Annotated in this window: 14 protein-coding genes; 13 read left to right on the top strand and 1 reads right to left on the bottom strand. The window is 63.0% G+C overall.

Features of this window, described 5'->3' with window-relative positions:
- The first annotated feature begins 14 nt into the window (after window positions 1–14).
- Window positions 15–695 carry a TetR/AcrR family transcriptional regulator gene (locus tag ATN37_RS24190; protein WP_054187502.1) on the top strand — a complete coding sequence of 227 codons (681 nt, stop codon included), beginning with the start codon at window positions 15–17 and terminating at the stop codon, window positions 693–695.
- 73 nt (window positions 696–768) lie between these two features.
- On the opposite strand, the gene ATN37_RS24195 is transcribed toward ATN37_RS24190, so the two are convergent.
- Window positions 769–1,245, bottom strand: a complete 477-nt coding sequence (locus ATN37_RS24195) for a MaoC family dehydratase (RefSeq protein ID WP_003942878.1) — start codon at window positions 1,243–1,245, stop codon at window positions 769–771.
- Between the two features lie 157 nt (window positions 1,246–1,402).
- On the opposite strand from ATN37_RS24195, the gene ATN37_RS24200 reads away from it, so the two are divergent.
- The 12 genes from ATN37_RS24200 to ATN37_RS24255 all read left to right on the top strand — a co-directional run bounded on the left by ATN37_RS24200 (window position 1,403) and on the right by ATN37_RS24255 (window position 13,617).
- Window positions 1,403–2,224 carry an SDR family oxidoreductase gene (locus ATN37_RS24200; protein ID WP_003942864.1) on the top strand — a complete coding sequence of 274 codons (822 nt, stop codon included), beginning with the start codon at window positions 1,403–1,405 and terminating at the stop codon, window positions 2,222–2,224.
- Entirely contained in the window at window positions 2,221–3,024 is an 804-nt protein-coding gene (locus tag ATN37_RS24205) for an enoyl-CoA hydratase-related protein (RefSeq protein ID WP_050656976.1), read from the top strand. The genes ATN37_RS24200 and ATN37_RS24205 overlap by 4 nt, the downstream gene beginning before the upstream one ends.
- The gene (locus ATN37_RS24210) at window positions 3,011–4,231 is read left to right on the top strand and encodes an acyl-CoA dehydrogenase family protein (protein WP_019745701.1); all 1,221 of its coding nucleotides are present in this window, start codon (window positions 3,011–3,013) and stop codon (window positions 4,229–4,231) included. The genes ATN37_RS24205 and ATN37_RS24210 overlap by 14 nt, the downstream gene beginning before the upstream one ends.
- A gap of 1 nt (window position 4,232) precedes the next feature.
- Window positions 4,233–5,015: an SDR family oxidoreductase gene (locus tag ATN37_RS24215; protein WP_007730827.1), complete on the top strand. Its 783-nt coding sequence runs from the start codon at window positions 4,233–4,235 to the stop codon at window positions 5,013–5,015.
- A complete protein-coding gene (locus ATN37_RS24220; protein ID WP_039973187.1) occupies window positions 5,008–6,042 on the top strand; it encodes a phosphotransferase family protein in 1,035 nt (344 codons plus the stop codon). The genes ATN37_RS24215 and ATN37_RS24220 overlap by 8 nt, the downstream gene beginning before the upstream one ends.
- Before the next feature lie 45 nt (window positions 6,043–6,087).
- Window positions 6,088–6,846 (top strand): 3-oxoacyl-ACP reductase FabG, encoded by a 759-nt coding sequence (gene fabG, locus ATN37_RS24225; RefSeq protein ID WP_218695704.1) that lies wholly within the window; start codon window positions 6,088–6,090, stop codon window positions 6,844–6,846.
- Window positions 6,847–6,880: 34 nt separating this feature from the next.
- Window positions 6,881–8,074 carry an acyl-CoA dehydrogenase family protein gene (locus ATN37_RS24230; RefSeq protein WP_003943047.1) on the top strand — a complete coding sequence of 398 codons (1,194 nt, stop codon included), beginning with the start codon at window positions 6,881–6,883 and terminating at the stop codon, window positions 8,072–8,074.
- Complete coding sequence (locus tag ATN37_RS24235; RefSeq protein ID WP_218695705.1) at window positions 8,071–9,168, top strand: acyl-CoA dehydrogenase family protein; 1,098 nt, start codon at window positions 8,071–8,073, stop codon at window positions 9,166–9,168. Before ATN37_RS24230 ends, ATN37_RS24235 begins: the two co-directional genes overlap by 4 nt.
- Window positions 9,169–9,199: 31 nt before the next feature.
- Window positions 9,200–10,183 (top strand): NADPH:quinone oxidoreductase family protein, encoded by a 984-nt coding sequence (locus ATN37_RS24240; protein ID WP_003943088.1) that lies wholly within the window; start codon window positions 9,200–9,202, stop codon window positions 10,181–10,183.
- Window positions 10,184–10,262: 79 nt separating this feature from the next.
- Window positions 10,263–11,462 carry an acetyl-CoA C-acyltransferase gene (locus ATN37_RS24245; protein WP_058038319.1) on the top strand — a complete coding sequence of 400 codons (1,200 nt, stop codon included), beginning with the start codon at window positions 10,263–10,265 and terminating at the stop codon, window positions 11,460–11,462.
- Window positions 11,459–12,244: a RhlG family 3-oxoacyl-ACP reductase gene (locus ATN37_RS24250; RefSeq protein WP_007730838.1), complete on the top strand. Its 786-nt coding sequence runs from the start codon at window positions 11,459–11,461 to the stop codon at window positions 12,242–12,244. Before ATN37_RS24245 ends, ATN37_RS24250 begins: the two co-directional genes overlap by 4 nt.
- A gap of 173 nt (window positions 12,245–12,417) precedes the next feature.
- Window positions 12,418–13,617: a DUF4185 domain-containing protein gene (locus ATN37_RS24255; RefSeq protein ID WP_218695706.1), complete on the top strand. Its 1,200-nt coding sequence runs from the start codon at window positions 12,418–12,420 to the stop codon at window positions 13,615–13,617.
- Window positions 13,618–13,621: the final 4 nt, after the last annotated feature.

Consider the following 13,621-nt stretch of genomic DNA (forward strand, 5'->3'; position numbering starts at 1 on the left):
ATGAGGAGCGCACCGTGCTCGACGACGAATCGCGAATTGCCGCCTTACCGGTGGCTCCGCCCGCGCTGCTCCGGGATCGACCGACCACCGAGCGGGGGACACGCACGCGTGCGGCATTGGTTGCTGCTGCCCGTAAGGTTTTCGAGCGCAGTGGCTATCTCGATGCACGTTTGATCGACATCGCAAAAGAAGCCGGTTGCGCGACGGGATCGTTCTACACGTACTTCGCGAACAAGGAAGAGGTGTTCGCCGCCGTCCTCGAGGTCGCGCGAGACGACATGATGCACCCGGGCATGGGACGCGTTGCGAGCGCGGACGATCCGTACGCCGTGCTCGAGGCAAGTAATCGAGCGTATCTGGCCGCGTATCAACGCAATGCGAAGTTGATGGGGCTCATGGAGCAGGTTGCTCACATCGACCCGGAGTTCCGGAAGTTCCGCAGCGAGCGTGCCAATGCGTTCATACGCCGTAATGCCCGCGGGATCGCAGATCTGCAGTCCCGCGGCATCGCGGACACGGCGCTGGATCCGATGACGGCGTCGATTGCTCTGTCCGGCATGGTGAGTCGACTCGCCTACAGTCTGTTCACCCTTCGTGAGGGTGAGGTGGACGGGCGTTCACCGGAGTTCGATCAGATTGTCGCCACTGTGACCGATCTGTGGGCGAACGCTCTGAAGTTCCCCGACCGTCTCTGACGAGGTGGGCCGCCCCGGCTGCATCGATGTTCGAGCGGCCGGGCGTCCCAGTCTCGGTTCAGCTCTTTTCGGTTCAGCTCTTTTCGACGACGCGAGCGACGGATTCGGCGACCACGACGGGCTTGTCGGAACCCTCGCGCTCGACCACCTGGCTCATCTTCACTTGGATTCCGCCGGGCAACTGCTCCGCGGACACGACGGTTGCGCGCATGCGGACCCGGGATCCCACGGGAACGGGAGCGGGGAAGCGAACCTTGTCGTAGCCGTAATTGAGGCTGTGGGCGAAGCCGTCGAAGTGGATGAGTTGGTAGGAGAACTGGGGTCCCAGTGAGAGGCTGAAGAGTCCGTGCGCGATCGTGCTGCCGAGCGGGCTCGATGCGGCTCGTTCCGGGTCGACATGAATCCACTGATGATCGTTTGTGGCTTCGGCGAACGCGTTGATGCGCTCCTGGGTGATGTCGTACCACTCCGTCGGGCCAAGTTCCTGGCCGATGAGCTTCTCGAGCTCGGCGAAGGTGGACGGGCGGACGGGCAATTGGTTTTCAGTCATCGTTATCCCTTTACTCGCAGTTCAGGAGGACGGAACGGGCCGTTCGGGTGACCGTCGCGATTCGACGGTTGAAACTGACGCCGGATTCAACTATACATGAGGGGAGACGTGGATCACTGTCAGCGCGTAGGTATGACGCAAGCGAGAGGAATCGCTCATGAAGGTTGCCCAGAAGGTAGCAATTGTCACCGGTGGCGGCGGGGGAATCGGCGGTGCACTGGCCGAGCGACTGGCTGCCGAGGGGGCTCGCGTCGTAGTGGCTGACCTGGACGGGGCAGCAGCTTCGGCAGTAGCAGAGGCGATCAACGCGGAGCGTCCCGGAGCGGCCGTGTCTGCCGGTGGCGACGTCTCCGACGAGACGGTCATTGCGGGCCTGATCGCGCAGGCGGAAAAGGAATTCGGCCCGGTCGACCTCTACTTCGCCAATGCCGGCGTTACCGGTGGCATGGGCCTCGACATCAGTGAAGACGTCTGGGACACGACGATCGACGTCAACGTTCGCGCCCACATTCGCGCTGCCAGGCTCCTCGTCCCCGGCTGGACGGAGCGCGGGGAGGGCTACTTCATCAGCACGGCCTCTGCGGCCGGCTTGCTCAGTCAGGTCGGGTCCGCCGCGTACTCGGTGACCAAACATGCCGCGGTCGCGTTTGCCGAGTGGCTCTCGATCACCTACGGAGATCAGGGTGTTCGCGTCAGTTGCCTGTGCCCGATGGGCGTCAACACCAAGCTTCTCTACGAAGGTGAGAATTCCGGCGATCCGGTCGGCAAGGCCGCAACCGGAGCCGTGCTTGCGGCAGGCAATGTTCTCGAGCCTGCCGAATGCGCCGAAATCGTTCTTGCGGCAGTGGATGCCGAAGAGTTTCTCATCCTTCCGCACAAGAACGTGCTGGACATGTACCGGCAGAAGGGCGCCGACTACGACCGTTGGCTGCGCGGGATGCGCCGGTACCAGGCGTCGCTCCTCGCGGGAACACGATGACCGAGGAACTCGTCCTCTCCGAGCAGAGAGGAGCGGTGCTGGTTCTGACATTCAATCGGCCCCGCGTTCTCAACGCGTGGACCAACGAGCTCGAAGATCAGTACTACGACTTTCTGGCCGTGGCAGACGAAGATCCCAGTGTCCGAGCAATTGTTGTCACCGGCTCCGGCCGAGGATTCTGCTCGGGGGCTGACCTCGGCAATTTGAAGAACGTCGGCGAAGTCTCCGAAAGTGATCTTGTCCGGCCGCGAGACCGTCATTTCCCGACCACCATCCGCAAGCCGCTGATCGCCGCCGTCAACGGCGTCGCTGCCGGGCTCGGAATGGTCGAGGCTCTGTACTGCGACGTTCGTTTCGGTTCGAGCGCAACACGATTCACTACCGCGTTCGCGCGTCGAGGCCTGATTGCGGAGTACGGCATCTCCTGGATGTTGCCCCGCTTGGTCGGGCACAGTCGAGCAGTCGATCTTCTGCTTTCCAGCCGGATGGTGGACGCCGACGAGGCGTACCGCATCGGTCTGATCGACCACCTGGTCACCGGCGGTGACGTTCTGGATGCGGCGATTGCTTACGCCGAGGACATCGCGGCGAACTGCTCGCCGACGTCCCTCTCCGTCATCAAATCTCAGATGAGTGCCGACGCGCACTCGACCTTCACTGATTCCGCCAGGCATGCGGAATCGCTGATGCTGAACGCATTTCACGGCCCGGATGTCGTCGAGGGTGTCAACAGCCATCTCGAACATCGAGCCCCCAATTTTCCTTCCCTCTCTGTCAGGAGTTCACATGTCAGTGTTTGAGTTCTCGGATCGCACCAAGAAGTACCAGGCCGAACTGCTCGATTTCATGGACAAGCACGTTTACCCGGCCGAAGCGGTCTACGAAGAGCAGATGCGTGAGTCCGGTAACCCGCACTTTCAGCCGCCGATCATCGACGACTTGAAGAAGGAAGCCAAGGCCCGCGGGCTGTGGAACCTCTTCCATCCCCATCCCGAATGGGGCCCCGGCCTGACCAACCTGGAATACGCACCGCTCGCGGAGATCATGGGCCGCAGCCACCTGGCCTCCGAGGCCACCAACTGCGCCGCTCCGGACACGGGAAACATGGAGGTGCTCACGCTCTTCGGCACCGACGAGCACAAGGAGAAGTACCTCAAGCCGCTTCTCGAAGGCGAAATTCGTTCCGCTTTCGCGATGACCGAGCCCGAGGTTGCCAGCTCCGACGCCACCAACATCCAGCTCCGTATGGACCGTGACGGCGACGAGTACGTGCTGAACGGCCGTAAGTGGTTCGCTTCCAACGCCTTGCACCAGAACTGCAAGGTTCTGATCGTCATGGGTAAGACCGACTTCAATGCCGCCACCCACCGTCAGCAGTCGATGATGGTCGTGCCGATCGATGCTCCCGGCGTCACGATCCTGCGCAACCTGCCGGTTTTCGGCTACCAGGACCGCGAAGGACACGGCGAGATCACTTTCGAGGACGTGCGCGTCCCGGCCAAGGACATTCTCGCCGGTGAGGGTGAAGGATTCGCGATCAGCCAGGCCCGCCTCGGCCCCGGCCGCATCCACCACTGCATGCGTGCAATCGGAATGGCCGAGCGCGCACTGGAACTGATGTGCAAGCGCGCATCCACCCGCATCACCTTCGGGAAGCCCGTCAGTGACAACGCGAATATCCAGGACTGGATCGCCGAGGCTCGTATCGACATCGAGATGGTTCGACTCCTCACGCTCAAGGCCGCACACATGATGGACACGGTGGGCAACAAGGAAGCGCGCACCGAGATCGCAGCCATCAAGGTTGCGGCACCGAACATCGCGCTCAAGATCATCGACCGCGCCATCCAGGTTCACGGCGGTGGCGGCGTCACCGACGACTTCCCGCTCGCGATGGCTTACGCCCACATGCGCACCCTTCGCCTGGCCGACGGCCCGGACGAGGTGCACAAGCGCGCCATCGCCAAGCAGGAACTGCGCAAGTACCGCGAAGTCAAGGCGAACTGACATGGCAGGACTGGATCTCACCGGTAAGACGGCAATCGTCACAGGCGCATCGCGGGGCATCGGCCTCGCGACCGCGCAGGCGATTGCGGCGGCGGGCGGAAACGTCGTACTGACTTCGCGCTCACAGGAATCCGCAGATGCGGCTGCCGCGCAGGTGAACGGCAACGCGATCGGCGTCGGCGCTCACGCGACGGACGAGGATGCTGCACGCAAGTGCGTCGAGCAGACGATCGAGCGTTTCGGCAGTCTCGACATCTTGGTGAACAACGCGGGCACCAACCCGTCGTTCGGGCCGATCATCAACCAGGATCACTCGCGCTTCGCCAAGACTTTCGACGTCAACGTGTGGGCTCCAGTCCTGTGGACCGGCCTCGCAGCGCGGGCCTGGATGGGCGAGCACGGTGGTTCCGTGGTCAACACCGCTTCGATCGGCGGCATGGCGTTCGAGGCGGGAATCGGTACGTACAACGCGTCGAAGGCTGCTCTGATCCACATCACCAAGCAGTTGGCGCTCGAGTTGTCACCGAAGATTCGTGTCAACGCCGTTGCGCCGGGAGTGGTGAGAACCAAACTCGCCGAAGCTCTGTGGAAAGAACACGAAGAAGCGGTGTCCGCGTCGACTGCTCTCGGACGCATCGGTGAACCCGAGGACGTGGCCGCTGCCATTGCCTTCCTGGTTTCGGATGCAGCCCAGTGGATCACCGGCGAGATCATGACCATCGACGGTGGCCAGTTGTTGGGTGACGCACTCCCGTTCCGGCAGGGAGCGTCCGTCGGTGGCTAGCGTCGGAGTAGTGGGACTCGATACCGAAGCGGTCACCGGGTGGATCGCAGGCCTGGGGATCGACTTTTCCGGGCCGTTGTCCTTCGATCGAATCGGCTTGGGGCAGTCGAATCTCACGTACCTGGTTCGCGATCAGGACGGCAATCGCTGGGTGCTACGACGCCCACCGCTGGGGCATCTGCTGGCCTCGGCTCACGACGTGGCGCGTGAGGCTCGAATCCTGAGCGCTCTCGAATCCACCGACGTGCCTTCGCCGCGAGTATTCGGGTTGACCGAGGATCCTGCCGTCACCGAAGTTCCGCTGCTCCTCATGGAATTCGTGGACGGCGAAGTGGTGGACCGAATGCCTCTTGCGGAGGCGTTGTCGGAAGATCGTCGCCGGGCAATCGGAATCTCGCTCGCTCAGACGCTGGCGAAGATACACGCCGTCGACCTCGAGCAGGCCGGTCTCGACGACCTGGCAAGCCACAAGCCCTACGCTGCACGGCAGTTGAAGCGTTGGGGAGGTCAATGGGAACAGTCGAAGACGCGGGAATGCCCTGATCTCGACGATCTCACCCGACGCCTGATTGCAGCCCAGCCGGATCACACTGAAACCACGTTGGTGCACGGCGACTTTCACCTACGCAATGTGATCACCTCGGCGAGCAACGGCGAAGTTGTCGCGGCCCTCGACTGGGAACTGTGCACACTCGGTGATCCGTTGGCGGACGTCGGAAGCTTGTTGGCGTACTGGCCGGCGGCTGGTGAGAATACCGGCGGCGATTTCCCGGCGTCGGCACTCCCGGGATTCCCCTCGCGAGAGGAGATCTCCCGGATCTATCTCGAGGCCACCGGACGGGATCCTGCTGCGCTGAAGTTCTGGCACACGTTGGGACTGTGGAAGATTGCCGTGATCGCCGAGGGCGTGATGCGTCGCGCCCGCGACGAACCGCAGAATGCCGCCGAGAGCGGAACTCCCACCGTGGAACGTATTGACGCCTTGGTCGCCAAAGCCAGGGAAATTGCAGATCAGGCCGGGATCTGACGAGATCGTCCGGTGTCCGTCGAATCACGAAAGTATGGAGGGCCAGTGAGCCAGGAACGTAGAACCGCAATTGTCACGGGTGCAGCACGCGGAATCGGTGCGGCAGTAGCGAAGCGACTGTCGGAAGACGGTTTTACCGTCGCCGTGCTCGACCTCGACGAAGCGGCGTGTGCCGGAACCGTCGACGCGATCAAGGCCGCAGGCGGACAGGCACTGGCCGTCGGCGCTGACGTCTCCGACGAGGCTTCGGTCGCTGCAGCAGTGGATCGTGTTGCCGCAGAACTGGGTGCACCTACCGTGCTGATCAACAATGCCGGCATCACTCGCGACAACCTTCTGTTCAAGATGAGCGTTGCCGAGTGGGATTCGGTGATGAACGTCCACCTGCGCGGAGCGTTCCTCATGTCGCGTGCGGTGCAGAAGTACATGGTGGAAGCGAAGTTCGGCCGCATCGTGAACCTCTCGAGCACGTCCGCGCTCGGTAATCGCGGACAGGTCAACTACTCCGCTGCGAAGGCCGGAATGCAGGGCTTCACCAAGACATTGGCCTTCGAGCTGGGCAAGTTCGGCGTGACCGCGAACGCTATTGCCCCCGGATTCATCGAAACCGAGATGACCGCCGCAACGGCCGAGCGCATGGGCGTCGGCTTCGAGGACTTCAAGACCGCTGCCGCTTCGCAGATTCCGGTCAATCGCGTCGGACAGCCCGAGGACATCGCGCACACCGCATCGTTCTTTGTCAGCGAAGGCGCAGGCTTTGTTTCCGGTCAGGTCGTCTACGTCGCCGGTGGACCGAAGGACTGACCGTCCGCTCACCGCTCGAACCGAAGGAATGGGCATGGCTTTCGACGAAGAGGCAGTATCGCGTGATCTCACCGAGAAGGTGAACACGCTTCTCGCGGAGAACGATCCGAACAGCGTGTCGGTATCGGACTTCCTCGGCGCACGATTCGACGCCGGACTGGCGTGGGTTCATTTCCCCGAAGGTCATGGGGGACTCGGTGTACCGCAGAGCTTTCAGCGTCAGGTGAACGCTCAGCTGGAGGCCGCCGGTGCACCGGGCCCGGCCACCGGCAAGAACGGGATCGGACTGGGCATGGCGGCACCGACCATCGCTGCCTTCGGCACCGAGGAGCAGAAGCAGAAGTTCCTGCGCCCGTTGTGGACTGCGGAGACGGTCTACTGCCAGCTGTTCAGTGAACCGGGCGCAGGTTCGGACCTCGCGGCCGTCGCTACCCGCGCCGTCCGCGACGGCGACGACTGGATAGTCAACGGGCAGAAGGTATGGACGTCGGGCGCGCAAAATGCGCAGCTGGCGATTCTCGTGGCCAGGACCGATCCGTCGCGCTCCAAGCATGCGGGTCTGAGCTACTTCATCTGCGACATGACCGACCCGGGCGTCGATGTCCGGCCGCTGCGTCAGATCACCGGCGAGGCCGAATTCAACGAGGTATTCCTCACGGACGTCAGAATTCCGGACGCCAATCGCCTCGGAGCCGAAGGCCAGGGGTGGAAGGTTGCGACCACCACCCTGAACAACGAGCGTGTTGCCATCGGTTCGGGCGCACCGCGTGAGGGAGGCATGATCGGAAAGGTCGCTCAGGCCTGGCGTGACGAGCCCGAGCTGCGTAACCCGGCGATGCACGACGAGTTGATGCGGCTCTGGACCGAATCCGAAGTTGCGCGTCTGACCGGTGAGCGACTGCGCCAGCAGCTCGCCGCCGGCCAGCCCGGCCCCGAAGGCTCGGGAATGAAGCTCGCGTTTGCCGGTTTGGCCCAGCAGATTTCTGGATTCGACCTCGAACTGCACGGCGAAGCCGGTCTGCGCTACGACGACTGGACGCTGCGTCGACCGGATTCCGTCGACTTCACCGGGCGTGAACCCGGATACCGGTACCTGCGAGCCAAGGGCAATTCGATCGAGGGCGGAACGTCGGAGATCCTGCGCAACGTCATCGCAGAACGTGTACTCGGGTTGCCGCCCGAGCATCGCGTCGACAAGGACATCGCCTGGAAGGACTTACCCCGATGAGCGCCGATCTGTTGTACTCCGAGACCGAACAAGATCTGCGAGCCAGCGTCAGACGACTGCTGAGCGAGCGCGCCGGCGCCGACACCGTGGTCACGGCGTACGACGACGTGTCCGCCGACTTCACCGGGCTGTGGAAGTCGCTGGCGTCGGAACTCGGTTTGGCGGGACTGCTGGTACCCGAAGAACTGGGCGGGGCAGGTGCGTCGACGCGTGAGGCGGCGGTCGTGATGGAGGAGATCGGACGTGCGGTCGCTCCCGTTCCGTTCTTCACCAGCGCTGTGCTGGCGACCACGGCGTTGCTGAAGGCCGGCGAGACCGAGGTGCTCGGTCAATTGGCGGCGGGGGATTCGACGGCTGCTCTGATCGTCCCGTTGTCCACTGCACCAGGAACTTTCACACCCACTGTCAAGGCAACGGCGAGTGGACTCGTCGGCAGCGTCACGACGGTTGCCGGCGTCGCCGAGTCCGATGTTCTTGTTGTTCCGGTTGCCGGTGAGAGCGGTCTGGAGCTGCATACCGTTCGGATCGCCGACGCCACCGTCACGCCGGTTCTGTCCCTGGACATGACGCGCCGATTGGCGGACGTCGAGTTCTCGGGGTCGTCGTCGGTCCGTGTCGACAGCGGCAACGCGGCGCAAGCGGTTGAGGAAGCGTTGCTCTGCGGAAGCGCACTGCTGGCGTCCGAACAGTTCGCTGTAGCTCAGTGGTGCCTCGAAACGACTCTCGCGTATGTGAAGGAGCGCAAGCAGTTCGGCCGGGCGATCGGTTCGTACCAGGCGATCAAGCACCGCCTCGCCGATCTCTGGCTCGAAGTCAGCTCTTCGGGAGCGGCAGCACGATATGCGGCGGACACCTATGCACGCGGCGACGAAGATGCGGCGATCGCAGCGACGGTGGCCCAGGCATTCTGCAGCGGCGTCGCGGTTCATGCTGCCGAGGAGTGCGTCCAACTTCATGGTGGTATCGGAATGACGTGGGAGTATCCGGCGCACTTGTACCTCAAACGGGCGAAGAGCGATCAGCTGTCGCTGGGAACCGCGTATCAGCATCGGGCACGCCTCGCCGAGTTGGTCGACCTCCCGATCTCGTCCTGAAACTCACCCACTATCTGTCTGGAGAATTGCTGTGAAGGCTTGGCGCGTCAACGAACTCGGTCAACCCCGCGATGTGCTCGCGTTGGAGGAGACCGCGGATCCCACCCCGAATGCGACGGAGATGTTGGTCAAGGTGCTGGCGGCTCCGGCCAACTTCCCCGACGTCCTCATGTGCCGGGGTGAGTACCAGATCAAGCCGCCGCTGCCCTTCACACCCGGTGTCGAACTGTGTGGTGAAGTGGTCTCGGTCGGTGAATCGGTGACCAAATTCGCAGTGGGGGACCGGGTGATCGGTAATCCGAGTCTGCCGTCCGGCGGATTCGCCGAGTACTCGGTACTGGATCAGAACAACACGTTCCCGGCGCCGTCGGCTCTCGACGACGCGGAAGCATCCGCTCTGAGCATCGGCTATCAGACAGCGTGGTTCGCTCTGCATCGCCGCACCCAACTGCTTGAGGGTGAGACGTTGTTGGTCCACGCTGCTGCGGGTGGTGTCGGTAGTGCGGCAGTGCAACTCGGCAAGGCGGCAGGCGCCAAGGTGATCGGTGTCGTCGGCGGCCCGGACAAGGCCGAGTACGCGCGCAAGCTCGGCGCAGACCTCGTCGTAGACCGTCACAGTGAGGACTTCGTGGCAGCGGTCAAGGAGTTCACCGGCGGCAAGGGCGCCGACGTGGTCTTCGATCCGGTCGGCGGCGACGCATACGCGAAGTCCACCAAGTGCATCGCCTTCGAGGGACGGATCGTCATCATCGGCTTCGCCGGTGGCACGATCCCGCAGCCGGCACTCAATCACGCTCTCATCAAGAACTATTCGATCATCGGACTGCACTGGGGGCTGTACAAGGCCTACAACCAGCAGGCCATCGACGACTGCCACGTCGAGCTCACCAGGCTCGCCGATGCCGGCTTGGTCAAACCACTGATCAGTGAGCGGTTGTCGTTGACGGACGTTGCCGACGGTATCGGTCGCCTCGGCGACGGCACCACGGTCGGTCGCGTCGTGTTCCAGCCCTGATTCTTGCTGTGCGCCTTTATTAACCCCCGGCGGTTAATAAAGGCGCACAGCACTTCGTGTTCGACGAAAGGATTCCCCGATGAGGCAAGCTGTCATCGTTTCCACCGCCCGTACCCCGATCGGTAAGGCGTACCGCGGCGCGTTCAACAACACTCAGGCTCAAGAGCTTGCTGCACATGCCATTTGGAATGCAGTTCAGCGCGCGGGCCTCGAGGGCGGCGAGGTCGAGGACGTCATCCTCGGCGCCGCGCTGCAGCAGGGCTCTTCCGGCGGCAACGTCGCACGGCAAGCGGTGCTGCGGGCCGGGCTTCCGGACTCGGTGTCCGGAATGACGATCGACCGTCAGTGCTCGTCCGGTCTCATGGCCATCGCAACCGCAGCCAAGCAGATCGTGGACGACGGAATGCAGATCGCGGTCGGCGGCGGAGTCGAATCGATCTCGTTGGTCCAGAACGATCACATGAACAACTTCCGCGCGGCTGATCCGTGGCTGAAGGAAAACAAGCCGTCGATCTACATGCCGATGCTGCATACGGCCGAGATCGTCGCCGAGCGCTACGGAGTCACCCGCGAGCAGCAGGACGAGTTCGCGCTCGTCTCCCAGCAGCGGACCGCAGCGGCCCAGGACGCAGGTCGGTTCGATCTCGAGATCGTCCCGCTGCCCTCGATCAAGCAGGTGCAGGACAAGGAGACGGGTGAGATCCGCAGCGAGTCCGTGACGCTGACCCGCGACGAAGGCAACCGCGCTTCCACCACGTTGGAAGGGCTGTCGAGTCTGCGACCGGTTCTGGCCGACGGGACTGTCAGTGCTCATTCGTCCATCACTGCGGGCAACTCGTCTCAGCTCTCCGACGGCGCTTCGGCGTCGGTGCTGATGGAGGCAGGCGAGGCGGAACGCCGCGGGTTGGCGCCTCTCGGTATCTACCGTGGCATGGCTGTCGCGGGTTGCGCTCCCGACGAGATGGGCATCGGACCGGTGTTCGCGATTCCGCGTCTGCTGGATCTTCACGGCCTGAAGGTCGACGACATCGATCTCTGGGAACTCAACGAGGCCTTCGCCTCTCAGGCCCTGTACTGCCGCGACAAGCTCGGGATCGATCCCGAGAAGTACAACGTCGACGGCGGCGGTATCTCCGTCGGCCATCCGTACGGAATGACGGGCGCTCGTCTGGTCGGCCATGCTCTTCTTGAAGGAAAACGGCGCGGAGCCAAGCTCGTGGTGGTGACCATGTGCATCGGCGGCGGTATGGGTGCTGCCGGGCTTTTCGAGGTCGCATGAGCTTGATCGAGGGACTGTTCGACGTCAGTGGCAAGACCGTTGTGGTCACCGGTGGATCACGCGGCATCGGATACATGATCGCTCGCGGGTTTGTCGAAGGCGGAGCGACGGTCGTCATTTCGGCCCGAAAAGCCGAAGCCTGTGACGAAGCCGCGCGAGAGCTTTCGGAGTTCGGCACCTGCATTTCGCATCCGGCCGATCTGTCCACGGACGAGGGGGTCGAGAGCCTCGCTGCGAAGGTCGCCGAGATTTCGCCGACGCTCGACGTACTGGTCAACAACGCCGGTGCCACGTGGGGAGCTCCCGTCGACGATTTTCCGGCCGCAGGCTTCGACAAGATTTTCGACATCAATGTCAAGGCAATCTTCCTACTGACGCAGAAGCTGTTGCCGCAGTTGCGGTCTGCAGCCACGGCGGAAGATCCCGCGCGCGTGATCAATATCGGATCGATCGACGGACTCGTGGTGTCGGGGTCGGAGAACTTCTCGTACGGAGCCAGTAAGGCTGCGGTGCACATGTTGACGCGCAAGCTCGCGGCAACGCTTGCGGGGGAACAGATCACGGTCAATGCCATTGCGCCGGGCCCGTTCCCGTCGAAGATGATGGCATTCCTCCTCGAGGACGAACAGAGTGCAAAGGCTGTGGCGGACTCGGTCCCGTTGGGCCGGGTCGGAACTCCCCAGGATGCCGCAGGTCTTGCCATCTTCCTGGCTTCACGTGCCGGGGCTTATCTGACCGGCGCGGTGATTCCACTCGACGGCGGTGCGAGCGGAGCGCGCTGACCTACTGACTGATCTTCTCTGTCCGAAAAGGCCTGAAAGTCTGAACTACTATGACTTTCAGGCCTTTTCGCGTCTTTGTCTGATTGGGTTGTCTGTGACTGCAGTTGCTAGATTGTCCGAGGTTCGGGGGGAACGACGACGACAACACCAACAATCCCGGCCATGGGGGAGTCATGTTTCGCGCGGGGAGATCGTTGGGGGTGTTCGGGGTAGTTGCTGCTCTGGCAGCTGCTGCCGTCACGGCGGTGGCTTCGCCGGCGATGGCTGCGCCGGGCTGCGTCGGAGTCAGTGGCGTCGGTAGTAGCGGTGGTCCGGCCAATGCGGCACCGTGGCTCAACGGCAACACCGGAGGGTTGCCAGGTCTGTCCGGTCGTACTGCCGCGATCGAAAAGGTCACCGGGACATACAGTCCAAACAAGACCGTAGATCGCTTCAATGTCCTGGGTACCGACCTGGGCATCATGTGGGACAACGGTGCGGGGCAGATTCTGACCGCTTTCGGCGATACCACCGGGCTCAGTCGTAACCCCGGCTGCGACGGTTTGGTGGGCGAGTGGCGAAGCAATGTACTCTTCCGCAGCTCGGATCGGGTACTGGCCGACGGTATGCGCATCGACAGTGCGCCGATGGACGGCACAGGTCAGGCGCGTGAGATCATTTCCGGTCTGAAGATTCCGGGTGTCGAGGCCTCCAGCATCCCCACGAGCGGCATCGCAGTGAACGGTGTGCAGTATCTGAGCTACATGTCGGTGCGTAACTGGGGCGAGGCCGGGCAGTGGAGCACGAACTACTCGCAGATTGCCACCTCCTCGGACAACGGCGAAACGTGGACCACTCGTCCGGAAACTCTGCGCCCCAACATCGGTGGGATTCTTCCCGCGGGTGTCGCCCCCGTCGCCGGTAGCGAGAACTTCCAGATGAGCTCGATGGTGAAGGACGGCGGGTTCGTCTACAACTACGGAACCCCCGCGGGACGATCCGGCGAGGTTCGACTTTCTCGCGCGTCCGAGGGTTCGATCCTCGATCTTTCCGCCTACGAGTACTGGAACGGAAGTGGCTGGGTCCGTGCCGATCCCGCTGCGGCCGTACCCGTCATGGACGGCCGCATCGGTGAGGTCTCCGTTCAGTACAACGAGTTCCTCGGCAAGTTCGTGGCGATGTACGCCGACGCGTTCAGTTCGATCGTGATGCGAACCGCTCCCGGTCCGGTCGGTCCGTGGACGGCACCGGAGACACTGGTCAATCTGGTCGAGGTTCCCGGTATCTACGCCGCATACATCCACCCGTGGTCCAGTGGTTCGGATCTGTACTTCCTTGCCACCACGTGGGCCGACTACAACGTCATGTTGATGCGTACGACGCTCGTTCGCTGATCCG

It is taken from the genome of Rhodococcus sp. MH15, from assembly GCF_019266045.1.
Lineage (GTDB): Bacteria > Actinomycetota > Actinomycetes > Mycobacteriales > Mycobacteriaceae > Rhodococcus_F > Rhodococcus_F qingshengii.